A 21,149-nucleotide genomic window follows, 5' to 3' on the forward strand; every position below is an offset into this window, starting at 1 on the left:
CGCGGGCAAGACACCGTTTTCGTCTGGCGTTTGCCAGTTCGGTTACCCTTCGAGGTTTGCACCGTGACAGGACGCGCAATGTTGGACGTAAAGGGCCTGACCGCTGGCCAAGTCCCGGCCATCCAGTTCGTGACCTGCGATCGCCCCAGTTGCAACGCTAAAGGCTGCGATGATCAGAACGCGTTTCATGCAACCTCGACCCAGGTTTTCATGCCCGACGCCTGATGGCCCAGCATGTGACAGTGCATCAGCCATTTGCCGGGGTTGTCGAACACGCAAACGATTTCTCGCGTTTCACCCGGATCAATCAGAGTTGTATCCCGGAAAGCACTTAAATTGCCGTCGGCTTCGACCTCGAAAAAGTGATGCCCGTGCAGATGGATACCATGGGGAAAGCGGGTATCGTTCACCAGTTGGATGCGCGCAGTCTGTCCGCGTTGGAAGCTGTGGAACGGGGTGTCCGCAAGGCCGGACTGTCCGTTGAACGCCCAGATGCCCTCTTCCATCAGCCCCTGCATCATTCTTTGGCTCATGGCCCCGCCCTCCATGGTCAAGGTCAGGGAAACGGCATTGTCCAAGTCGGGCTGCACCGTCGCGTTTGGCGGCAGCGCGGATATCTCTGATGGTTGTCGCGCCGTGTTCTCGCCTTCAACCGGGATTTCGCCCAGCAGGTAAGGATCATCCCGGGTCGGAAATACAAATGCGATTGTTTCAGCGGAAGTGACATCCGCTATGATATCAACCCGTTGGGCCGGGGCCAAAACCAGGTCAGAAACCTCTTGCGGATCGGAAAGCGGCATACCGTCCAATGCAACAGTCTTGCCGTCAATGCCTTCAAGTTCAATCGGGAAAATCCTGTCAGTCGCGACGTTGATCAACCGCAAGCGCACACGGTCACCAAGACGAACGGACGCGTCCGGTTCGAAAAGCACACGGGCATAGTTGCCAAGCCGACCCTGATGCGCCTGATCGTGCATGTTCTCAAAGCCATCGGCGAGTGTGCCGTCTTCGGTCAGGCGCCAGTCATCAATCATGACGATCACGTCATGGTCCACATCAGGCGGGGATTGCTCCTCGACGATCAGGGGGCCGTAAAGCCCCTTTGCAACCTGTTCCCAGGACCGGTTATGCGAGTGATACCAGAAGGTTCCGGCGTCCGGCGCGCGAAAGCGATAGGTGAACTCTGCACCCGTTTCGACAACGTCCTGTGTCAGGCCCGGCACGCCGTCCATCGCATTGTCGGTCCGCAACCCGTGCCAATGGACCGCCGAGCCGTCGTCTATCTGGTTGAGAAAACGGATGTCGAACACCTCGTCCTGACGGACGCGAAGGACCGGACCGGGCGTGCTGCCGTTGAAGCCAAGCATCGGCGTTGCCGGATCGCCTTCCGGCAAGATTTGCGCAGAGACTGGCTGTGCAATCAGGTCCAATGGAGCCGCCGCGATGACGACGCCGGGAACCAATGCCATTGCACTTGTCGTGATCAGGAATTCTCTTCGGTTCATCTTAAACCTCAATTCGGAAGGGTCAGGACGCTGGTAAGGGTAGCTGTTGCCGCGAACACGACCAGTATGATTGCAGTTTCTATTTCGATGGAGCGTGCCAGATGCCGCGCTGCGTCGTGATCACCTGCCTGCATGGCGGGAACAAACCGAAACTTGTTGGCGGCTGCCATCACAAGCACCAACGCCACCAGCCCCAGTTTGATGAGAAGCGCCTGCCCGTAGCCCGAAACAAAAAGGCTGCGAAGATCACCCAACAGAAGCCAGGACATCAGCAAGCCCGCCAAAATCAACGCAGGGACAATGACCGAGGCGGCTTGCCCGAAACGATCCCCCAGCGCTGCTGCCTCGTCCAAGCGTTCGGGCTGTAACGACAAGCGCCGTAACGGACCAAGAATGCCGATCCAGAACGCAAGGCAAAGCAAATGCAAAAGCAGCAGAAGCCTTACGCCGCTTTGTTCCAGGCCGGGCACATGCCCAATCTGTGCAAACGACCACAGCGCCAGCACACCGCCACCAAGGGATATCCATTGACCGGCAAATGGCACGAACAACCCGACAAGGATCATGGCCGCGCCGACCAGTCGATAGATCAGAACATCACCGACCGGTGTTTGCCACAAAAGCCTCAGCATCTCGGGATCGCTCATCCCATCAGCGCCGCCGGTCAGGGCGGCCCCGCGCAGCATGAACCCAGTGACAGACGCGACTATCGCAAGCCCAGCCAAGAACGCAGTATGGACGCGCATCCGGCCGCTCAGCGACGAGAGGAGATCAGCAAAGGCGGCGCGCATGATCACCAGCCCGCTGGATCCTGCAATGCCAACATACAGCAGGAGTTTTGACAGGATCGCGGCAATGCCCCAGACGTCCGGCATCCTCAGTCAACCGTAAAGGAAAATTCGCCCTGCATCGCATGGCCGTCCACGCCCAGACCGCGCCATTCTATGCGATAGGCGCCTGCCCCCATATCCTGAAGCGGGAGGGTGAAGAGACGATCAAAACTGGTCTGGTTCCCAATGTCGAGTGGGACCGAATGAAGATCCTGATGGGTCATCTCCACTCGGGTCAGACGGATGTCGTCCGCAAAGTTGAAACTGATTTCAGACGGGACTTCTGCAATCGTCGCACCGTTTTCTGGCGTCGTCGTGTCCACGCGGGAATGCGCAAGCGCACCCGTGGCAAGCGTGGCAAGCGTGGCAAGCAGAGAAAGGATCTTGAGCGTCTTCATAGAGTGTTCCTCAGTTAATTCCGTTGGCGCGCTGGATTTCGCGGATATAGGCGACAACCATGGCAACGTCGCCACGGGTTAAGCCTTCGACCGGCGGCATATCTCCGAACGACCAGTGATGGCTTCTTACACCTGTCGCAACTGCGCGCTGAAAGGATTCGTCGGCGTGATGACTGGGTTCATAGATAACATGGATCAGTGGCGGTCCGGCACCTTCAATTCCGACAGCATTGGTGCCGTGGCACGCGGCGCAAGCCTCGTCGAAGATGCGCTGACCAATGGCGGCTTTGCCCTCGATCGTGGGCATTTGAACGGCCACCAAGGCACCCCCTGCGGCAGGGGACGACGGAGTGGCAATTTCAGACGTACCGGGCCGCAGCATAGTGTATGCAGCAGCGACCGCCACGGCACACACTCCGATAACGAGATACTTTCGGTTCATGGTTCTTCCTGACTTTATGAAACAGAATATTGACCGCGCTGAGCGGCGGCCAGGCAGAAACACCAGGCGCGTGCACCCGGCGTCGAAGTGCCGTTTCAGAAGTTAGGTGGTCTGTCAGGATGTTCCGGCTCACGCAGCGCCGAAAGTTCGCTTACCTGCCAATTCAATACCTGTTCGAACTGGTCTGGTGATGCATCCGACGTGTCGGAGGCAAGGAGCATCAGGTTGCAGAGGAAAGGATTGCATCCATCATGGTCTGCGCCGTCCGTTTCGTGATGGCCGGTCGGCGACAAACGATCCAAGTGCGGAGATCTCTCCGAAGACTGAACTTCGTCACAATGTCCATCGTTGCAATGCAGCGGCATGTCGTGGGCAACACTTGCGAACCCGGTCAATAAGACCAGAATTGCCGCCAGGACCACCGATATCATCCGCTGCAAAATCATTTCGGCGGAAACCTATTACGCAAATCGGAACAAAACAACACACGAAAAGACCTTGGCGTCGGCAAACACCGGTGCACCAGTTAGCCTACCCAGTCGACAAAGATTTTGTTGGTCGAGATCAGTTCCGGCGCTTTGTTCCATGCATACTTCGACAAGAACGGCAGCCGATGCAACCCCTACACGGTCAGGTCCGAGGCCAATCCAAATTAGCGGTTCGGAACTTGGGACATATGTCTCCGATCGGTTGCTGACGTCAGAAAGCCCGCGTTGCGTGTGGAACTGGTCAGCCTGAAAGTGTTCGCATGCAGATGAACCGCCATTCCGGGGAAATGCCCTGCAAGCAGGCTTTCCACCCGGAAGAAACAGCATGCATTTAACTGCCTAGATCAAGGATTTCATATCGGCAGCAAAGGTCGGAAACGCATAAAGCGAGGACTTGAGATCGGTAGCTGACATGCCATGACGCATGGCCATCGCAAAAAGATGGATCAGTTCGTCACCGTGGTGGCCCAGAATATGTGCACCCACAATCTGGTCGCTATTTTTGTCGACCAAAACCTTGGACCATGCAGCGGTTTCTGCGTAGGTCTTGGTCGAAAACCACCCGGACATGTCGGAAACCGTAACCGAGACATCCAGGCCCTTTTCCTGCGCCTGTTCTTCAGAAAGCCCAACGGTGCTAAGCGCCGGAACTGTGTAGACGGCACTGGGGATCACGGTGTAGTCCGGCGTTTTGGTCGGGCCATGCACGATGTTGTGGCCGACAATCTGACCTTCGTAAGTTGCGATGGGGGAAAGCTGGGCGGATTGCGCCACCGCGTCGCCTGCAACCCAGACCGAAGGGTTGGAGATGGACCGCATCGTGTCGTCGATCAGAATGCGAAGCCCATCATGTTCCACACCCGCCGCATCAAGGTTCAGCCCTTCGATATTGGCGATGCGCCCAGCGCCGTTTACGACGCGTTCAGCAATAACATTTTGACTGCGGCCGTCATGCTCGTATTGAACATTCAACCCGTCGGCCGTCTGCTGGATTGCTGTCACCGATACTCCGGTTTTGACAACAATGCCCAGGCGTTCGGTTTCCGCTTGCAGCGCCGCCACAGCATCACTGTCCAGACGAGGCAGCAGTTGCGGCAAGGCTTCAAGGATCGTCACGTGAACACCAGCGCGCGCATAGACGTGGCCAAATTCCATGGCGATGACACCGCCGCCAACAAAGACAACTTCTTTCGGCAATGTCGCATCGGACAGTACTTCGTCCGAAGTAATCATGAGCTCGGCACCGGGAAATGGCAGCGGCCCTGGCTTTGATCCTGTTGCGGCAACAATGTCTTTGCCATGTATGACACGACCGTTGACCTCAATGGTGTTTCGCCCAACAAAGCGTGCTGTGCCACGCAACACCTCGCCACGCTTTTCGGCCAGTTCCTGCATGGCGCCCGGGATAAAACCGATCAGGTCCTTCTCTCGTTCGATCAGTTTCGCCCAATTCAATTTTGGCTTGCCGACCTCAATCCCGTGGATGTGGGCCTGTTCGATCTCGTGTATCGCATGGGCAGCCGCCACAAGAACCTTCTTCGGCGTGCAGCCGCGATTGGGGCAAGTCCCGCCAAAATCGCGCGCCTCGACGAAGGCGATCGATTTTCCGGCTTCATGTACAACCGAGGAAACACCAAACCCCGCGTTGCCCCCGCCGATAATTATCACGTCATATGAATCGCGCATGTCATTGCTCCTCTCGTTCTATTTTTTGGTCACAAAAACGATCTCCGTGCGGATCACCCGACAGGACCAAAACTTTCGGTATGAATCTGCCCCAGGGGGACGCCCCGGCTTTCCAGATCGGCCTGAATATCGGCCATAAACCCGACCGGGCCGCACAAGAAGTAATGAGCGTCAGCGTCGTCGACCAGCTGTGCCAGCAACGCCCCGTTGACGCGGCCCCGGGAATTGTAAACGCTACCAAAGTTATCATTTGCCGTCGGTCGGCTATATGCCACATGGACGTTGATGCCTGCCCGCTTGGCGGCCAGTTCGCGAACCTCGTGAGCCAATGGATGATGCTGGCCATCCCGTGCACCGTGCACGAACCAGACCGGGCGATTGCCGCGCTCATTCGCAACCTTGCTGAGAATGCTCACCATGGGCGTGACGCCAACACCAGCGCTGACAAGCACCAACGGGCATTTACTGCAGGTCATTGCGAAATCCCCGGAAGGTCGGCGGCTGCTGATGATCGCCCCAGGATCGAGGTGATCGTGCATGTACCGGGAAACCAGGCCCTTTGGTTCTCGCTTGACCGAAATCCGATAACGGTGCTCATTCGGCCCGTTGGACAATGAATAGGTCCGACGCACTGGTGTATCGTGCCCTGGAATGTCCAGTTCGATCGGCAGGTGCTGGCCGGGTTCGAACTCTGGCAGAGTACCACCGTCGCGCGCTTCAAACAGAAACGAACTTACATCGGTGCTTTCAGGTGTCTTCTCGATCAACCTCAGGGATCGGATCGAGTCCGCATCGAAGTTCCACCGAAGGCTGAGAGCCGAGCGCGTTTCGACAACCTCGTGGATGTCCAAGGTCACCAATCGCCGCGCGCCGGGAAATTCTTCCACTTCGGCACTGTCCCAATCTACTGTTGCAGTTCCCGCCACTTGCAACAAACTGCCACTTTCAAAGTCGACAAAAAGGTAGCCGGCTCTGGGGTCGAGCATCAGATTGCCGATTGTGTTGAAATGGTTGTTGCCTGCGAAATCCGGAAACCGCACCCGCGTGTCATCCAGAACCTGTACAAACCCGCGATCACCACCACGGTGCGATGCGTCCATTCCGTAAGTCGGGCTTTCACCTTCACCACGAAAACCACTGGCGATAAAGAAAGTGTCGGCTGTCTTGATCCAATCGGCTTGTTGGGCCGACAACTTGTTGCTTCTTGTTGTGGGTCCGGGTGCCCGGCCGTCCACACGGCGCCAATCACGTTCGCGGATGTATTGCGGGCAGTTGCCAAAGGTCTGGTCGACGTGAAACTCAAAGCCTGAAGATGTGACTTTGCCCGCCCGTCCATTCACGCGGTTGCGTCGCCGGGTCGCCAGTTCGATACCCAGAATGCCGATGTCGCTTTCGTTGTGAATGGCATCGTGAAGTGCATCACCTTTCAGGGGTAATGCGGCAACGGATAGCGTTTTGGCGTCCGGAGAGGTAACGAAACCATCGGGTCCTTCTACCAACGTGACCCAGGGCCAACCCGCTTTGTCCCGGGCCGCAACCACCAGGAACGGCAGGGCGGTGTGAAAGTCACGGTGTTGTTCGGGCAAATGGTCACGAACCACCTTGCGCGCCCAGTCTTCGATATCACGGACACCCTGACGGGATTGGGCCATGTGTTCGCCCCGATGAAACGGTGAGACGTCTTTTGCACTAGGGTCAACGATAAGCATGAAACTTCTCCTGGGACAGCGGTTGCGGTGATACGCCAGAAGGCGGCGCGCCCGGCTTTGCGACCGGGCGCGTCGTTCAATCAGGCGGCCAGGCCGACTTTGGTGCTTTGCATCGGCACAAAGCCCGGCAGGGCTTCGACACGGGCCAGCAGCGCACGGATGTTGGGGTAGTCAGATAGCGAGACGTTACCTTCGGGGGCATGTGCGGTGTAGCTGTATATCGCGACATCGGCGATTGACGCGGCGTTGCCGACCAGCCATTCACGCCCATTCAAATGTGCCTCGAGACGGTCAAAGGCGGTTTTGGCGACAGCCTTTGCGCGCTCGGCATCCAACTGGGCGCCAAATACGGTGACAAGCCTTGCGGCAGCGGGCCCATTGGCTATTTCACCAGCAGCCAGCGACAGGAATTTCTGCACCTCGGCTTCGCGGACCGGATCGGTTGGCAACCAATCAGGCGCATACTTGCGCGCGAGATAGACGAGGATCGCGTTGGAGTCGGCGATCACGGAATCTCCGTCTTCGATGACCGGCACCTGCCCCGCCGAATTCAAAGACAGGAAGGGTTCCTTTTTGTGTTCGCCCGCCAGCAGGTCGACATCAACCAGTTCATGATTGATGCCGCCGAGTTTGGCAAAAAGCTCGACCCGGTGAGAGTGACCCGACAACGGGTGACGATGAATACGAATGGCGTTCGGCATTGCAGTTCCCTTTCCGAGGAAGCTCTGGAGGTTATGTGACGCAGCTCATTAGCGATCACTGAACCAAACATACCAATTGCCCATTTCATTAATAATCCAACACTTTGTTCAGTTACTATGAACAAAATGGTAATAATAAAAAGAATGCGGGCAGACAGAGGAACTTGGCCATGGATACGATTGATACGATGCGCGCCTTTTTGGCCGTTGCACATGAAGGCTCTTTCACGGCTGCGGGAAAACGCCTTGGTCTTTCGACGAGACTGGTCAGCAAATATGTCGCCCAGTTGGAAAGCAGGCTTTCGACCCAGCTGTTTAACCGAACGACCCGAAGTGTCGCGTTGACGGATGTCGGTGTTGCCTATCTCGAGCGGTGTCGGCCGATCGTGGAACAATTCGACGAACTGGAAGATCTGGTTCAGGAAAGGCAGTCCGCGCTGGCGGGGCTTATCCGGATCACCGCGCCAACCGGGTTCGGCAGCAACAACCTGGCGACGGCGTTGGTTCCTTTTATGCAGGCACATCCAAAGGTGGATTTGGACCTCAAGCTTTCGGACAGTAGAGTCGCGCTTGTGGAAGAAGGAATTGATCTGGCCATCAGAATTGGCGTGCTCCGGGATTCGACTTTGATTGCACGCAAACTGGCCGATATGCCGCTTGTCGTATGTGCCTCACCGGAATACCTGGCGGAACACGGGCGCCCTGGCGATCCAATGGCGCTTGCGACACACAACTGCCTGATTGATGAAAACCCGACTGACGCCACTTCGTGGAGATTCCGGTCTGGTACCCGGGATTTTGTGGTGAAAGTATCTGGCGCCTTGCACGCCAATGCTCCGGCGGCAATCGCAAACATGGCGATCGCGGGCCTCGGCATTGGCCGCTGTCCTCAGTATGCTGTCGCTCAGGCCCTGAACAACGGCAGCCTTGAGCAGCTTTTTCAAGATTACGATCCTGAAAACTTTGGCCTCTATGCCCTTTACCCCCCAAACAGGCACCTAACCGCCCGAGTCCGTGCGTTGATTGACCACCTGGCCAAGTACTTTTCGACGAAAGCAGGTGTCTGAACCCTTTGCCCGAACAAGTTGAGAATACGCGCAGTTCAGGCGGGGTAGTTGCAGACCGTTGAAAACACCGTGATGGGCAAGGTTGGGTAGAAAGCTACCGGGGCAAAAGGTACAGGATCAGCGAATTTTGAGCCTCCCCAACTGAACTGGTCCGCCGATATGTTTAGGAAACGGAGGACCAGTTCAGTTGCCCTGCCTCACAAAAAGAGCTGCGATAATCTTCCAAGAACTTCAGGGTGTGGGTGTTGCTGTTCATTTCCATACCTTCAGTCAGGCCCATGAAAACTGACAGTGTGTCGATAATCACCAGCTCAAAGTCACCGCCCATGAGCCTCATCTCTCTGGTAATCTGTTCCGGGGAGTGAATGCCTGTGAGATTGGACATGGTGTCTTCCAAGTCTTCTGGATTAAGCACCAGATACAAGGTTGCTGCCCACAGCTTTTCCAGTGTTTCGTTTGGATTTTCACCAAGGCACAAAACGACCTTGTACTTGCGATTGTTTCCTATGCCGAGATGGTCAATCCCTGTGGCTGCACATATGGCAAGCATCAGGACAAAGGCTGTTTTGCCTGTGCCAGTCAGTGCCGTGATGGTGTAGAAACCGCCAGCCGAAGTACCGAGAAAACCCATCTTTGGGGCCTTGCGATTTGCCCAAAGCTCCGAGTGTTTCAGAGCGTATTGCTCGGTGGGGATTTGAGCGACCTTCAGCTCTTCCATATCTTTCGGCATGTCAGCCATTGGCCATTTCCTTTTTCAGTCGGATGGCCAACTCATCCGGGTCTTCCCCTTCGTTACTGGATTTGTAAATTTTGACTTCGATGCCCCTCTTAATCAGGCGCTCACCGCACGCTCTGGCTGCATCCAGTCCTGGCTCATCTGCATCCGAAACAATGGTCACAGCATTCAGGTAAGCAGGCGGCTCAAAGTTTTTCATAAACATGGTGCCAGTGACTGCCCACACGGGCCTGTGGTGCCAATAGTCAGCGACAGCGAGAGCGGCTTCCACACCCTCGGCAATCGTCAGGCCGTGGCTCACATGCTCAAACGGATCAAGCATGATGGCCGTGCCACCTGTTGGAATTCCTGAGAGGGAAAGCTTGGGCAGTTTTTTCAGCTTCCCTGTTTTCATGTCAGGCACCCGAAGCCGCCCGCCCTCCTCAGCAATGAAGGTGCGCTGCATGGAAACAGGCTCATTGGTACGGGTGTCGCGCTGTCTGGCGTACAGGACGTGGCGCACAGCACCAGCAAACCATTCCCGCCCATATCGCAGGGCATTGGTTTGAGATGCCAGCTCACCCCATACGCCGCGACGTTCCAGATACAGCTGAACCGGTGTGTCATGAATCCGAGCCAGGTTAGGATACGTCATAGAGTACCCTGCAAGCTTCCTTCATGACGGAGACACAGCCTGCATCCACCATGAGTTGGGCCAGGTCACGGGTTTCACTTCACCTCCGGCAAAAGTACCGGACGCGACCATCTCGCCGCGGGAACCAGTTGAAACGATCGTCACCACCGCATACGGGGCAAGGCCCACCTTGTCCCAATCTCTCAGGTATGGCGAGGCCGTAGCGATCACGCAGGAACGTGTTCGCCAAGCCGTTCATCCTGAACACAAGGGTGCGAAGGCTTGGCTTTCCTCTTTGTTAGGACCACCATATCTGGTAGGTTCGGAATGCTTAACGGCAATCTGACGCTGATCCCCTGTGACTTGCTTTGCCTCAGTTGTAGGGGTTCCCTTTTCTGGGGCTTGAGCCGCAGAAGCAGCGGCCAGTGCAGCCGCGCTTGGCTTATATACTTTCCGCATCTCATACCATCTCCTGCTGAACCAGGCTGGCATTCATGATCATGGCATTCATCGCAGCCACACGAAGATCGCTGTGCACAATGCAGAGTTGACCTCTGCATTGTGCAGTCACCACATAGATTTGGCGTTAGTTGGACCTCTTTGTGGACTATTGTGCGGTTGTGGCTTCTTTGCCCACACAGCAAACTACTGTGCTTCAGACGATGGTTGCTCCGTCCGCAACTCGGTCATTGATGCGCTGCGCAACGAACAACCGCTCAGAGCCGATATTGTTGAAAAACTCGAGAATTCGGCCCACTCGCTTTTTCGCCTATTTCCATCGCGCCAGCAATGTTGACGCCACTTGCCCAGAGAAGGCCATGACAGCCTCGCACATCGCGGAACCAATGCTTTGGCCGACCCCCTGGCCAAAAACTTCAACCGCCTCTCAATGGGTAATTTTTTACAGGTTTTGGCCAAAACTGGAGTTTTTCAACAATATCGGCCCAAAACCGACACTTTAGGTTCAGTGATTTAGAGTTAGTTGCGATGTACCCTTCCATCCTTCCTGTCAAAACGGATGACCGACGAGAATAAACTAGATTCGGTTAGGTTTTACACAATCCAGAATTTTTTGAGCAGCTAACTGAACCGACTTTCTCAACTGCATGCTCTCTGAGCTCGCAGCCAGCCGGGCCTTCATCTCCGCGTCCCCAAGTAGTTGGTTAATCGCACTCTCCAATTGCTCCGGTGTCCAATCCCATCGGTTTAGCCTGAGGCCGACACAGGTATCAACTGCCCGCTGGGCGTTGTCATGTCCGTCCCAGCAATAGGGGAGGATCAGCGACGGAGCCCCGAAGTACAGTGCTTCGCAAAAGCTGTTGTTGCCGCCGTGGTGAATAAAAAGATCGCATTGTTCAACCACGGAAGGCTGCGGGAACCATTCCTGCAGGTGAACATTGTCTGGCACTCTGGAATAGGCATCGATCTGGGCGCCGACATTGATCAGAAAACGCATGTCCATTGTCTTGAATACGTCGAACAGGCTTTCAAAGAATGAGACATCCATGGCACCGAGGCTGCCAAAACTCACGTACACCAGAGGCCCTTCGTTACGGGGCATCTGAGGTACACGATAGGGACCTTCCTGGCGCACGCAGCCTTCGAGAAAGGTGAATTGTCTCGGGTCCGGCGCCTGCTCACGATCATGGCGAATGATAGACGGCGCCAAAAGAAGGTTTTGATGCGGTGATGTTTCCAGGAACTCACCTTCAGGCAATAGCTTAAGCCCGCGATCCTGGCGAAATTTGTTGTAGCGAGCATGAAGTGGGCCAAGGGTCTCCAGGTACTGGCCGCGGAATGTCGCGCACCCGGCAACGTCAGATGCCGGCAGGCCGGACAGGTACGGCGGTAGGCACTTGTCTGGCAACTCGGTTTCCGCGCAAGAAATGACCCTGACCCATGGGCACTCGGAGCGTACGATAGCAGGGAACATGATCACGTTGTCGAGGACGACGACATCCGGGTTGATACGCTCTAGCGCGGATTCCAACCCCTGTTCGACCGCTTCCGCTGTCTCGACGATTGCGTTCCAAACGGGCTCTACATAGGTGGCCAGTTGGTCAGTTGGGTGCATGTTAAAATGCGGCAGATGATGGCTTAGGAATTCCTGCCAGTAGGCCTGGGTTTCTTCTTCTGTCAACTCTGACTGAACAGGGACAGCGAATTCGTCAAAACCGTAGTCTGCGAATACGCCACCAAAGCCGCCGTGGGTCAGGAAAACGGGGTGTGCACCCATAGCGCGAAGTTCCTGAGCGATCCCCACACAATTCAGTGCAGCCCCAAAACTAGCTTCGGGGAAAAACGCGATTACGGGTGCTTCCTTGCGGTTCATCATTCACTCACCGGATTGACCCGCGGGTTGCTTGGACTAGCGCCGGAGCACCACGATTGGCTACGCTGGGCCTTTGGTGCATTGAAAGCCGCAAATGTACCCTCATCTGATCCGCCGCAAGATCGAAATAACCCTGTTCGATGAAATCAAGTATACGCAGATGTTCATCGAGCGCCTGCCGCATCCGAAAGTCGATCATACCGAATGATCCGCCTGGCAGGTGGCGCAACCCATGATGGGCCATGAGAGCAGAAGCTAGATACTGGTTTCCGGACGATCGAGCGATGAGCTTGTGAAAGGCAAGGTCCGCGTCTTGGAAATCCTGGCTATTGAAAGAGTTTTCCGACTGCGCCAGAAGCGCTTCGGTCTGGCTGCGGACCAGATCGGCGCGCTTGGTGTCCAACTTAAAACCGTCGGACAGAATGGCCTGCGGTTCAAGTATCAGACGAAATTCGTAGCTCTCTATTCGTCCGGAGCGGTCTCCCGGCATGCGCGTGAAAACCCAGGATTGACCTTCGGCTTTCTGAATCACACCTTGGGCCAGGAGGGCTTCGAGCCCACGCTGTGCAGCGCTGCGGGAAACCGAATATCTGCGGATCAGGTCTGTGACATTGATGGCACCGTCCAGGCGTCGGGCGCCGCGATCTCGTAGGATGGCACCAGCGAGATCCACACCTGCTCCGATCGCATGTTGGTTGAGTATCGAATGCCCCTTTTCGGGTTCGCATTCTAGGACAAACCCGCCTTCTGCCGCTTTGCGTGCCATCCCCTCCTTTTCCAGTAGCCTCAATGCGGATCTAACCGGAGTGCGAGAGACGCTGCACGAATCAGCAAGGGTTTTCTCCACCAGTCTGTCGCCCTGATGCAAATCGAGATCCAACGCAACATCCAGTATTTTTTGAGCAAGTTTCAAGTGTTTGCTTGGTGACATAAGAAGACGGCTTTCGTCATACTTAATTAATATACAATAAAAACGGTACCTTAAATGGCTTCGCCGGGCCATACAAAAATGATTCAAAAAATTGTTGAGTTTTATTTCGTCAAAAAATACCGTGATTGCATCATATATCTCGCCCCAGAAGCGAGCGCGGATGTCAAGGGAGGAAGACATGACCAACAAGTTCACCAATTCGTTCCGTTTGCCATTTGCTTGGCTCACCGCCGGGGCGGCCTGCGCACTCAGCGTATTCGCCGGAGCGGCCCAAGCAGAAAAAATCGTGATCTCGAACTGGGACGGCTACATGCCGCCGGACCTGCTGGAGAATTTCACCAAGGAAACCGGTATCGAGGCCGAGCTCTCGGTGCATGGCACCAACGAAGAAATCATGGGCAAGGTCGTAGCCGGTGGAGGCAAGGGCTACGACGTTCTTTTCGTCTCGTCGCCTTTTGCCGAGGCGTTAAACAACCTGGGGCTGGTGGCTGCAATCGACCACGACAAGGTTCCGAATGCCTCCAACCTGTATGACGAAGCGAAAGAACTAGCCCATGATCCGGGCAACAACTATTCAATGCCATACGCTTGGGGCACGACGGGCTTATGCTACCGGTCAGACCTGATGGCAGAGCCAACTTCGTGGAATGATCTGCTCAAACCCTCTGACGACCTTAAAGGCAAAGTGACAATGCTCTCGACGGATCGCTGGCTGATGGGGGCTGCTGCGCTAGCCCTCGGAAAGTCGCTGAACGATACGTCGGATGAGACGTTGGCGGCTGCAAAGGACCTGCTGGTCGCGGCGAAGCAGGATCTGCTGGCCTACGACGACGCAACTTTTTATCTGAAGTTGGTATCGGGCGAGGCAACCATGGTTCACGCCTGGGATGGCTGGTGTAACTACGGCATCGGTGAAAACGCGGACATCAAGTACACGATACCATCAGAAGGATCGGATCTGTGGGTAGATGCGCTAGTCATCACAGATGCATCTGAAAACAAAGACGCGGCGCATGCCTTTGTAAACTATGTCTTGGGGGCGGATGTCGGTGTCTGGGTTGCCAGCAATATCCTTTACAAAACGCCGAACAAGGCTGCGATGGAGGCGCTGGACCCGTCGTTGATCGGCACCTTCCCGAACATGGGAATGTCGCCTGCAGATCTTACCAAGTACGAGCAGCTGCGCGATCTCGGCGAGGGCCAAAAACCTTTTGCTCGGACCGTGACCGAAATCATGGCCGCACAGTAAGTGATCGAACCCTGAGCAAAACCCGACCCGAACAAAGGGTCGGGCCTGTACGACATCACTCCACAGATTGCCAAGTATATGACCAATCGACTGAAATCGGTGATCTTGCTGGGGCCGGGCCTGGGCTGGCTTGCGCTTCTTATGGTGGTTCCGTGTGGTCTTATTTTTACCTATGCGTTCTTTGAACGCGGTATCTATGGCGGCATCGACCACGTCTTTACGTTTGAAAATTTTGTGCGGGCCGCCGATCCTCTTTACCTCGGGATCTTCTTGCGCTCGGCCAAGATCGCATTTCTGGCCACGATAATCGCGATCCTGATCGCCTATCCGGCGGCCTATGCCATCACGCTGGCGCCGCGCCGTTGGCAGACTGGTTTGCTGATCTTGGTGATCCTGCCGTTCTGGTCCAACTACCTAATACGCACTTACGCCTGGATCGTGATGCTTAACCGCGAGGGCTTGATCAATAATACTCTCCAGGGGGCAGGTTTGATCGATGAGCCGCTGTCTCTGCTTTATAACAATTTCGCGGTGATCGTTGGGCTTGTCTACAACTACACCCCCTTTGTGGTTCTGGCGATCTATTCATCGCTGAACCGCATAAGTGTCGAAACCATAGAAGCCTCGGAAGATCTTGGAGCGCCCGCTTGGACCACTTTCTACCGGGTGATACTGCCACAGACCGTTCCCGGCATTGCGGCAGGTGGTGTCTTTGTTTTTGTGCTGTCGATCGGCAATTTCATTACGCCCGATTTGCTTGGTGGCGGGCGACTTCAGATGGTTGGAAACCTGATCTATGACCAGTTCTTGAGCGCCCGCGACTGGCCGTTCGGAGCAACGTTGTCGATGTTCCTGATTGCGATCATGATGGGGCTACTGTTCGCACAGGCGGTATTGGCCAATCGCGCAGCGGGACAGAGAGGGCAGGACTGATGCGGGGCCGATCCAACATGGGCCTGAAGCTGCACCTGGTTTTGTTTTACACCTTTCTCTATGTGCCGATCCTTGTGCTCATGGCGCTAAGCTTTAACCGGGCCGGACTTCCAACTGTATGGACCGGGTTTTCGTTGGAATGGTACGGCAAGTTGTTTACCGCGGATCCAATACTGTCGGCAGCGCGCAACACGCTAATCGTGGCCTTAATCTCGACCGTTCTGGCGACAATAATCGGCACGCTTTTGGCGGTCGGTGTCGAGACACGGCGTAATTCTTCAGTTCTAGACGCGGTTCTGTTCGCACCGATGATCATCCCCGACATAGTTCTGGCCATCGCGCTCTTGTCCTTTTTCACCCTACTCAACATGACGCTGGGGCTTCATTCGATCATCCTCAGCCATGTCGTATTTAACATAGCCTTTGTTGTCGCCGTGGTACGAACGCGGATGCGCAATTTCGACCATTCGATACTTGAGGCCAGTGCCGACCTTGGGGCCAGCGAATTCACCACCTTTCGCCGCATTCTGCTGCCCGCCATCGCGCCGGGGGTTATTGCCGGGGCGCTGTTGTCTTTTACCCTGTCTGTGGACGAATTCATTATTGCCTTCTTCACCGCAGGTGCTGGGCAATCCTCGACCACGTTGCCGATGCAGATTTACGCAATGATCCGATTTGGCGTTACGCCGGAAATCAACGCGATGGCTACCATCGTCATGTTCGTTTCGTTCACGCTGGTCTTCTTCGCGCAGCGTGCCGACAAAGAGGTTTTCAGCCGATGAGCCAAGGGATTCAACTCAGGAATATAACCAAGCGATACGGTTTGGTGACTGCGATCGACAACGTTTCACTGAATATTCGCGATAACGAGTTCTTTGCACTTCTGGGCCCATCGGGCTGCGGCAAGACCACATTGTTGCGGACGCTGGCGGGGTTCGAAACACCACAGGAAGGACAGGTAATAGTTGCCGGGCAGGACGTGACAAACATACGCCCCAGCAGGCGGCCCCTGAACCTGATGTTCCAGTCATATGCCTTGTTTCCGCACATGAGCGTCGAAAAAAACATCGCCTATGGGTTAGAGATGGAGAGATTGCCCAAGGAAGAAATCGCCATGCGGGTGGCCGAGGTTCTGGAAAGCGCGAAGCTTTCAGGCTTTGCTGGACGCAAGCCGGATCAGCTTTCCGGTGGGCAGCGACAGCGGGTCGCTTTGGCGCGCGCGCTGGTCAAAAGGCCAAAGGTCCTGCTGTTAGATGAGCCCCTTTCGGCTCTGGACAAGAAGCTGCGAGAAGAGATGCAGTTGGAACTCAAACGGTTGCAGCACGAGGTGGGGATTACATTTCTGATTGTGACTCATGACCAGGAAGAGGCTTTAGTCATGGCCGACCGGATCGCGGTCTTGCATGATGGCAAGCTGGCGCAGGTCGGTACTCCTCACGAGCTCTACGAACACCCCGGATCGCGCTTTGTTGCAGATTTTGTCGGCGTGATGAACTTTCTGGATGGTAACGCCGTCGACGGCGGTGTCGATGTCGACGGGGCGGGGGTGCTGAGGGGCGTTTCCGAGCTGCGCGGTGCTGCCACGATTGCTGTGCGCCCGGAACGGGTCAGCCTGATGCAGACCGCCCCTCAAGATGGGCGCAACTGCCTTCCCGGCACTGTCGAAGAAGTCGCCTATCACGGGTCAGACCTGGGTGTGCATGTGCGCGTTCGCGGCGGGAGGAGCACCCTTTCCGCCCGCGTTCCTGCCAGCCAAGCCGACCGTGAAAATATCCAGCCGGGTCAGGATGTCCACTGCGTATGGGACGCGAAACATTCCCGCATCCTTCCCAACTGCTAAGCCAAATCTAACCGGAGACCTACAATGTCACAGAAAACCATCGCCTTCTTCCCCGAAGCTGCCTTTGGCCCTGCGCTGAATTCGGTTGGCATCGCGCAGGCCTGCGAGAAACTGGGCCATAAGGCTGTATTTCTAAGCGATCCCGGCTTTGTCGAGGTATATGAAGGTTATGGGTTTGAGGCGCATCCTGTTGCCCTGTCCGAGCCGATGGAACCCGAGGCGATGGCAAAGTTCTGGGAGGATTTCATCAACGGTCACATCCCAAATTTTCGCAAAGCCCCGATTGACCAGATCGATAACTACGTCAAGGATTGCTGGGAGGCGATCGTCGACAGCGCAAAATGGGCGCAAAAAGATCTGCCCGAGGTATTGGCAAAAATCAAACCAGATATGATCTGCGTGGATAATGTTATTATGTTCCCAGCCATCAAGCAGTTCGGCGTACCGTGGGTGCGGATCATCTCATGTTCCGAAAACGAAATCCCGGACCCGATTGTGCCGCCGCACTTATCGGGCTGCCGGGTGGATGACCGCGAGGGCATGGAGGCCTATGAGGCAAAGTTCCACGATATGATCAAGCCGATCCACAACGACTACAATGCGTTCCTAGCCAGATGCAACGAAGACGCCTATCCGATTGGAGAGTTTTTCGAAGCGTCGCCCACAATGAACCTTCTGCTTTATCCCGAGCCGGCAAAGTACGAACGGCAGAACCCACTGGACCCAAACCGGTTTCAGTATCTTGAAGGTTGCGTGCGCGAAGAAGAACCCTTTGAGGTGCCAACGTTTAAGTCCAACAATGACAAACCACTTCTCTATGTATCTTTCGGGTCGCTTGGCGCAGGCGACACCGACCTGCTAAAGAGGATCATTTCGACCATTTCCAGGTTGCCCTACCGGGCGCTCGTAAATGTCGGGGATTATATTGACGAATACACAGACATTCCCGACAACGTGCACATACAGAGCTGGTATCCCCAGCCTTCGGTAATTCCGCAGGTTGACGCGGTGATACATCATGGCGGTAACAACTCGTTCACAGAGTGCCTATATTTCGGCAAAGCAGCAATCATTATGCCCTATGTCTGGGACGGCCACGATAACGCCACCCGTGTTCAGGAAACCGGCCACGGGTTCGGGTTTCACCGATACGACTGGACCGATGATGAATTGGCTATTGCCCTCGACAAATGTATCAACGATCCAGGAATGCAGGCGAAGATGGCGGCAACCTCTGCTCACATGCAGTCACGGCATGGCCCGACCAAGGCAGCTGGCATTCTCGACGAAATCCTGAAAGCCGCGGAATGAGCAGCGCCCCGCATCTTTCGGAAATCTCGACCCGCACCGACCTCACGGACTGGGGGCTACAGCCGGACATGATTGAAAGCCAGTCGCATTCATCGGGTATGCTGGTTCACAAGGGTCCTGACAACCGGCCGGAGATCGGCGTATGGGTCTGTACTCCAGGCCGCTGGCGCCTAACGATACCGCGTGACGAGTTCTGCTATTTTGTGCAGGGCCGCGCGGTCTATCGGTCGGATGCAGGCGAAAGCATCGAAGTTACGCCCGGAACGGCCGTACTATTCCTCGCCGGTTGGGTAGGGGAATGCACGGTCGAGGAAACATTGCGCAACACCTACTACCTAACGGATCGCGAACCTGAAACATGACCACGCCACGTATGCAAAACCCGCTCCAGCAGACTGATCTTGTCGATTGGGGGGTAATCCCGACGATGATTGAAGGGCAATCCCGCACCTCGGGAAAGCTGATCCACAAGGGGCCTGACGGCCAGTCCGAATGCGGCCTTTGGGTCTGCACTCCCGGTAAGTGGGAATGTCACGTCACCAAGGACGAGTTCTGCCACTTTCTGGAAGGCCGCTGTACCTATGTCCATGAAAGCGGCGAGGTAATTGAGATTACGCCCGATACTGCGGCCTTTTTTCCGCAGGACTGGAAAGGCGTTTGCTCTGTCCACGAGACGGTCAAGAAAGTGTACATGATCCGCTAACGGCGCAATGCCTGTCAAACAAGGGGGCTGCCAAATGCGTGACCCGTTCAAACCCACCTACTACCTCAACCCCAAGCATGTGCCACTGGAGGGTGGTGGGACCACTCTGGTCAACCCGTCTACCTTGCAGCCCGTCGGGGTTTTTGGTGAGCCGTCGCCGCAGATCGTGAACCAGGTTCTGGACCGGGTCAATGCGGCGCAAAGGAAGTGGTCTGCGATGGACTGCAAATCTCGCGCGCGGGTATTGCACCAGATCGCCAACGACATCGAAAGCGGCGACATGACTGAGATCGCCCGCTTGATGACATTGGAAACGGGCAAACCTTACCCTGAATCGATCGGCGAGATTGCGAACATCCCGCCGGTTTTCCGCTATTATGCCGAGATGGCGCGCAATGACGCGGGCAAGATCGCCGGCACGATGCAAACTGGATCATTTCAGTATCAGACATACGAGCCCTACGGCGTGTCCGTGCATGTGGTTCCGTACAATTTCCCCCTCATTCTTGGCTGCTGGTCGATGGCCGCATCACTTGCGGCAGGTAACGGTGTAGTGTTGAAAGCCTCACCCGCAGGAACTTTGTGCACGATGGCGTTCATGGAGTTTTTTCGGGCGTTGCCCCAAGACCTGATTGCTTGCCTGCCGGGTGGTGCAGACGTGGGCAAACAGCTGATTGCCAGCCCCAAAACCCATGTGGTCGCTTTTACAGGGTCCGTGCCGACAGGTCGTGCAGTCGCAGTGGCCGCAGCAGAGAATCTAAAACCCGCAGTGATCGAGGCTGGGGGAAGCGATCCACTGATCGTCAGTAAACACGCCGACATCGCGGTCGCTGCTGCCGGGGCGGTTACCGCTGCATTTTTGCAGTCGGGCCAGGTTTGTACATCGTCTGAACGGATTTTTGTAGTGGATGACGTGTACGACGATTTTGTCGATGAATTCGTGACCCGAACCCGGAAACTGCGCATCGGCGACGGAATGGGGGTGGCGGAAATCGGACCTTTGGTCTCCAAGGAGGCACGCGACAAGGTCGAGCGGCTGGTGCGTGATGCAACTGAGAAAGGCGCGGTGGTTGAGGTAGGAGGCGGTACCCCGGATCACGCCGGGCCGGGTTGGTTTTTCGAACCAACGATCCTGACCGGCGTGACGACGGACATGGCGCTAACTCAGGAAGAGGTCTTTGGGCCAGTCGCCTCGGTCATTCGGGTGAGCGACTTTGACCAAGCGCTTGAACTGGCAAACGCGTCACAATTCGGTCTTGGCGGATGCCTGTTTACCGGCGACTTGGACGAGGCATTTCAAGGGGTGAACAAGCTACAGGTGGGGATGGTCTGGGTCAACAACCCGCTCGTGGACAACGATGCCTTGCCTTTTGGCGGCGTCAAGAATTCTGGGCTTGGGCGCACGCTAGGCCTTCAAGGCCTCGAGGCTTTCAGACGGCCCAAGATGGTCATGATTGATCCGAAGGCGAAGGAGGCGGACTGGTGGTATCCATATCCCGACGACTGGTTCTATTCAGATGACGTACAGGGCGGGAGAAAGCACATCGGCTAGGCTCGGGACCCATTGATTTCCGCTTGGCCGCGTGATTCACGGTTCGGAAAACGAGTGGTGAACATGTCTGATCTTTACTGGCTAACGGACGCGCAAATGGCACGTCTTGAGCCCTTTTTCCCC

General features: G+C 55.8%; 23 protein-coding genes. 9 read left to right on the forward strand and 14 right to left on the reverse strand.

Annotation, left to right across the window (positions count from 1 at the left end; translation table 11 throughout):
- Positions 1-42: 42 nt before the first annotated feature.
- The 9 genes from ACR0J8_RS12755 to ACR0J8_RS12795 form a co-directional block, all read right to left on the reverse strand.
- Positions 43-189 (reverse strand): c-type cytochrome, encoded by a 147-nt coding sequence (locus ACR0J8_RS12755; protein WP_480890516.1) that lies wholly within the window; start codon positions 187-189, stop codon positions 43-45.
- Positions 186-1,505, reverse strand: a complete 1,320-nt coding sequence (locus tag ACR0J8_RS12760; RefSeq protein WP_480525078.1) for a multicopper oxidase family protein — start codon at positions 1,503-1,505, stop codon at positions 186-188. The genes ACR0J8_RS12755 and ACR0J8_RS12760 overlap by 4 nt, the downstream gene beginning before the upstream one ends.
- 8 nt (positions 1,506-1,513) lie before the next feature.
- The gene (locus ACR0J8_RS12765; RefSeq protein ID WP_480525076.1) at positions 1,514-2,380 is read right to left on the reverse strand and encodes a copper resistance D family protein; all 867 of its coding nucleotides are present in this window, start codon (positions 2,378-2,380) and stop codon (positions 1,514-1,516) included.
- Between the two features lie 2 nt (positions 2,381-2,382).
- On the reverse strand, positions 2,383-2,733 hold the full coding sequence (locus tag ACR0J8_RS12770) for a copper resistance CopC family protein (protein ID WP_480525074.1): 351 nt from the start codon (positions 2,731-2,733) through the stop codon (positions 2,383-2,385).
- Positions 2,734-2,743: 10 nt separating this feature from the next.
- Positions 2,744-3,175, reverse strand: a complete 432-nt coding sequence (locus ACR0J8_RS12775; protein WP_480525073.1) for a c-type cytochrome — start codon at positions 3,173-3,175, stop codon at positions 2,744-2,746.
- A gap of 95 nt (positions 3,176-3,270) precedes the next feature.
- Entirely contained in the window at positions 3,271-3,621 is a 351-nt protein-coding gene (locus tag ACR0J8_RS12780) for a hypothetical protein (RefSeq protein WP_480525072.1), read from the reverse strand.
- Between the two features lie 381 nt (positions 3,622-4,002).
- A complete protein-coding gene (locus ACR0J8_RS12785) occupies positions 4,003-5,349 on the reverse strand; it encodes a dihydrolipoyl dehydrogenase family protein (protein ID WP_480890521.1) in 1,347 nt (448 codons plus the stop codon).
- Between the two features lie 53 nt (positions 5,350-5,402).
- The gene (locus tag ACR0J8_RS12790) at positions 5,403-7,058 is read right to left on the reverse strand and encodes an FAD-binding oxidoreductase (protein ID WP_480525067.1); all 1,656 of its coding nucleotides are present in this window, start codon (positions 7,056-7,058) and stop codon (positions 5,403-5,405) included.
- Positions 7,059-7,138: 80 nt separating this feature from the next.
- Entirely contained in the window at positions 7,139-7,759 is a 621-nt protein-coding gene (locus ACR0J8_RS12795) for a glutathione S-transferase family protein (RefSeq protein WP_480525065.1), read from the reverse strand.
- A gap of 170 nt (positions 7,760-7,929) precedes the next feature.
- Between ACR0J8_RS12795 and ACR0J8_RS12800 the strand changes: the two genes are divergently transcribed.
- A complete protein-coding gene (locus tag ACR0J8_RS12800) occupies positions 7,930-8,826 on the forward strand; it encodes a LysR family transcriptional regulator (RefSeq protein WP_480525063.1) in 897 nt (298 codons plus the stop codon).
- Between the two features lie 163 nt (positions 8,827-8,989).
- Here the strand turns inward: ACR0J8_RS12800 and ACR0J8_RS12805 are convergent, their stop codons facing one another.
- The 5 genes from ACR0J8_RS12805 to ACR0J8_RS12825 all read right to left on the reverse strand — a co-directional run bounded on the left by ACR0J8_RS12805 (position 8,990) and on the right by ACR0J8_RS12825 (position 13,618).
- Positions 8,990-9,565: an AAA family ATPase gene (locus ACR0J8_RS12805; protein WP_480525061.1), complete on the reverse strand. Its 576-nt coding sequence runs from the start codon at positions 9,563-9,565 to the stop codon at positions 8,990-8,992.
- On the reverse strand, positions 9,558-10,007 hold the full coding sequence (locus ACR0J8_RS12810; protein ID WP_480890525.1) for a toprim domain-containing protein: 450 nt from the start codon (positions 10,005-10,007) through the stop codon (positions 9,558-9,560). Before ACR0J8_RS12810 ends, ACR0J8_RS12805 begins: the two co-directional genes overlap by 8 nt.
- Positions 10,008-10,275: 268 nt before the next feature.
- On the reverse strand, positions 10,276-10,434 hold the full coding sequence (locus ACR0J8_RS12815) for a primase-helicase zinc-binding domain-containing protein (protein WP_480525057.1): 159 nt from the start codon (positions 10,432-10,434) through the stop codon (positions 10,276-10,278).
- A gap of 777 nt (positions 10,435-11,211) precedes the next feature.
- On the reverse strand, positions 11,212-12,507 hold the full coding sequence (locus tag ACR0J8_RS12820; protein WP_480890528.1) for a nucleotide disphospho-sugar-binding domain-containing protein: 1,296 nt from the start codon (positions 12,505-12,507) through the stop codon (positions 11,212-11,214).
- A gap of 7 nt (positions 12,508-12,514) precedes the next feature.
- Positions 12,515-13,618 (reverse strand): GntR family transcriptional regulator, encoded by a 1,104-nt coding sequence (locus ACR0J8_RS12825; RefSeq protein WP_480890531.1) that lies wholly within the window; start codon positions 13,616-13,618, stop codon positions 12,515-12,517.
- Between ACR0J8_RS12825 and ACR0J8_RS12830 the strand changes: the two genes are divergently transcribed.
- The 8 genes from ACR0J8_RS12830 (at position 13,617) to ACR0J8_RS12865 (ending at position 21,026) form a co-directional block, all read left to right on the forward strand.
- Entirely contained in the window at positions 13,617-14,687 is a 1,071-nt protein-coding gene (locus tag ACR0J8_RS12830) for a polyamine ABC transporter substrate-binding protein (RefSeq protein WP_480525051.1), read from the forward strand. The two genes, ACR0J8_RS12825 and ACR0J8_RS12830, sit on opposite strands and share 2 nt — an antisense overlap.
- A gap of 78 nt (positions 14,688-14,765) precedes the next feature.
- Positions 14,766-15,620: an ABC transporter permease gene (locus ACR0J8_RS12835; protein ID WP_480525049.1), complete on the forward strand. Its 855-nt coding sequence runs from the start codon at positions 14,766-14,768 to the stop codon at positions 15,618-15,620.
- Positions 15,620-16,402, forward strand: a complete 783-nt coding sequence (locus ACR0J8_RS12840; RefSeq protein ID WP_480525047.1) for an ABC transporter permease — start codon at positions 15,620-15,622, stop codon at positions 16,400-16,402. Before ACR0J8_RS12835 ends, ACR0J8_RS12840 begins: the two co-directional genes overlap by 1 nt.
- Before the next feature lie 44 nt (positions 16,403-16,446).
- Entirely contained in the window at positions 16,447-17,460 is a 1,014-nt protein-coding gene (locus tag ACR0J8_RS12845) for an ABC transporter ATP-binding protein (protein WP_480525045.1), read from the forward strand.
- Positions 17,461-17,484: 24 nt separating this feature from the next.
- Positions 17,485-18,771, forward strand: a complete 1,287-nt coding sequence (locus tag ACR0J8_RS12850) for a glycosyltransferase (protein WP_480525044.1) — start codon at positions 17,485-17,487, stop codon at positions 18,769-18,771.
- Entirely contained in the window at positions 18,768-19,133 is a 366-nt protein-coding gene (locus tag ACR0J8_RS12855) for a cupin domain-containing protein (RefSeq protein WP_480525042.1), read from the forward strand. The genes ACR0J8_RS12850 and ACR0J8_RS12855 overlap by 4 nt, the downstream gene beginning before the upstream one ends.
- Positions 19,130-19,474, forward strand: coding sequence for a cupin domain-containing protein (locus ACR0J8_RS12860; RefSeq protein ID WP_480525040.1), 345 nt, complete (start codon positions 19,130-19,132; stop codon positions 19,472-19,474). The genes ACR0J8_RS12855 and ACR0J8_RS12860 overlap by 4 nt, the downstream gene beginning before the upstream one ends.
- A gap of 34 nt (positions 19,475-19,508) precedes the next feature.
- Positions 19,509-21,026 carry an aldehyde dehydrogenase family protein gene (locus ACR0J8_RS12865; RefSeq protein ID WP_480890537.1) on the forward strand — a complete coding sequence of 506 codons (1,518 nt, stop codon included), beginning with the start codon at positions 19,509-19,511 and terminating at the stop codon, positions 21,024-21,026.
- Positions 21,027-21,149: the final 123 nt, after the last annotated feature.

Source organism: Ruegeria sp. N11, assembly GCF_056531525.1.

Bases quoted from the DNA above. Each gene is read 5' to 3' on its own strand.
- ACR0J8_RS12760 (WP_480525078.1), bottom strand. From the start codon at position 1,505: ATGAACCGAAGAGAATTCCTGATCACGACAAGTGCAATGGCATTGGTT.
- ACR0J8_RS12840 (WP_480525047.1), top strand. From the start codon at position 15,620: ATGCGGGGCCGATCCAACATGGGCCTGAAGCTGCACCTGGTTTTGTTT.
- ACR0J8_RS12850 (WP_480525044.1), top strand. From the start codon at position 17,485: ATGTCACAGAAAACCATCGCCTTCTTCCCCGAAGCTGCCTTTGGCCCT.
- ACR0J8_RS12790 (WP_480525067.1), bottom strand. From the start codon at position 7,058: ATGCTTATCGTTGACCCTAGTGCAAAAGACGTCTCACCGTTTCATCGG.
- ACR0J8_RS12800 (WP_480525063.1), top strand. From the start codon at position 7,930: ATGGATACGATTGATACGATGCGCGCCTTTTTGGCCGTTGCACATGAA.
- ACR0J8_RS12835 (WP_480525049.1), top strand. From the start codon at position 14,766: ATGACCAATCGACTGAAATCGGTGATCTTGCTGGGGCCGGGCCTGGGC.
- ACR0J8_RS12765 (WP_480525076.1), bottom strand. From the start codon at position 2,380: ATGCCGGACGTCTGGGGCATTGCCGCGATCCTGTCAAAACTCCTGCTG.
- ACR0J8_RS12785 (WP_480890521.1), bottom strand. From the start codon at position 5,349: ATGCGCGATTCATATGACGTGATAATTATCGGCGGGGGCAACGCGGGG.
- ACR0J8_RS12815 (WP_480525057.1), bottom strand. From the start codon at position 10,434: ATGAACGGCTTGGCGAACACGTTCCTGCGTGATCGCTACGGCCTCGCC.
- ACR0J8_RS12825 (WP_480890531.1), bottom strand. From the start codon at position 13,618: ATGTCTTCCTCCCTTGACATCCGCGCTCGCTTCTGGGGCGAGATATAT.
- ACR0J8_RS12770 (WP_480525074.1), bottom strand. From the start codon at position 2,733: ATGAAGACGCTCAAGATCCTTTCTCTGCTTGCCACGCTTGCCACGCTT.
- ACR0J8_RS12810 (WP_480890525.1), bottom strand. From the start codon at position 10,007: ATGCAGCGCACCTTCATTGCTGAGGAGGGCGGGCGGCTTCGGGTGCCT.
- ACR0J8_RS12855 (WP_480525042.1), top strand. From the start codon at position 18,768: ATGAGCAGCGCCCCGCATCTTTCGGAAATCTCGACCCGCACCGACCTC.
- ACR0J8_RS12865 (WP_480890537.1), top strand. From the start codon at position 19,509: ATGCGTGACCCGTTCAAACCCACCTACTACCTCAACCCCAAGCATGTG.
- ACR0J8_RS12780 (WP_480525072.1), bottom strand. From the start codon at position 3,621: ATGATTTTGCAGCGGATGATATCGGTGGTCCTGGCGGCAATTCTGGTC.
- ACR0J8_RS12830 (WP_480525051.1), top strand. From the start codon at position 13,617: ATGACCAACAAGTTCACCAATTCGTTCCGTTTGCCATTTGCTTGGCTC.
- ACR0J8_RS12775 (WP_480525073.1), bottom strand. From the start codon at position 3,175: ATGAACCGAAAGTATCTCGTTATCGGAGTGTGTGCCGTGGCGGTCGCT.
- ACR0J8_RS12795 (WP_480525065.1), bottom strand. From the start codon at position 7,759: ATGCCGAACGCCATTCGTATTCATCGTCACCCGTTGTCGGGTCACTCT.
- ACR0J8_RS12860 (WP_480525040.1), top strand. From the start codon at position 19,130: ATGACCACGCCACGTATGCAAAACCCGCTCCAGCAGACTGATCTTGTC.
- ACR0J8_RS12805 (WP_480525061.1), bottom strand. From the start codon at position 9,565: ATGGCTGACATGCCGAAAGATATGGAAGAGCTGAAGGTCGCTCAAATC.
- ACR0J8_RS12755 (WP_480890516.1), bottom strand. From the start codon at position 189: ATGAAACGCGTTCTGATCATCGCAGCCTTTAGCGTTGCAACTGGGGCG.
- ACR0J8_RS12820 (WP_480890528.1), bottom strand. From the start codon at position 12,507: ATGAACCGCAAGGAAGCACCCGTAATCGCGTTTTTCCCCGAAGCTAGT.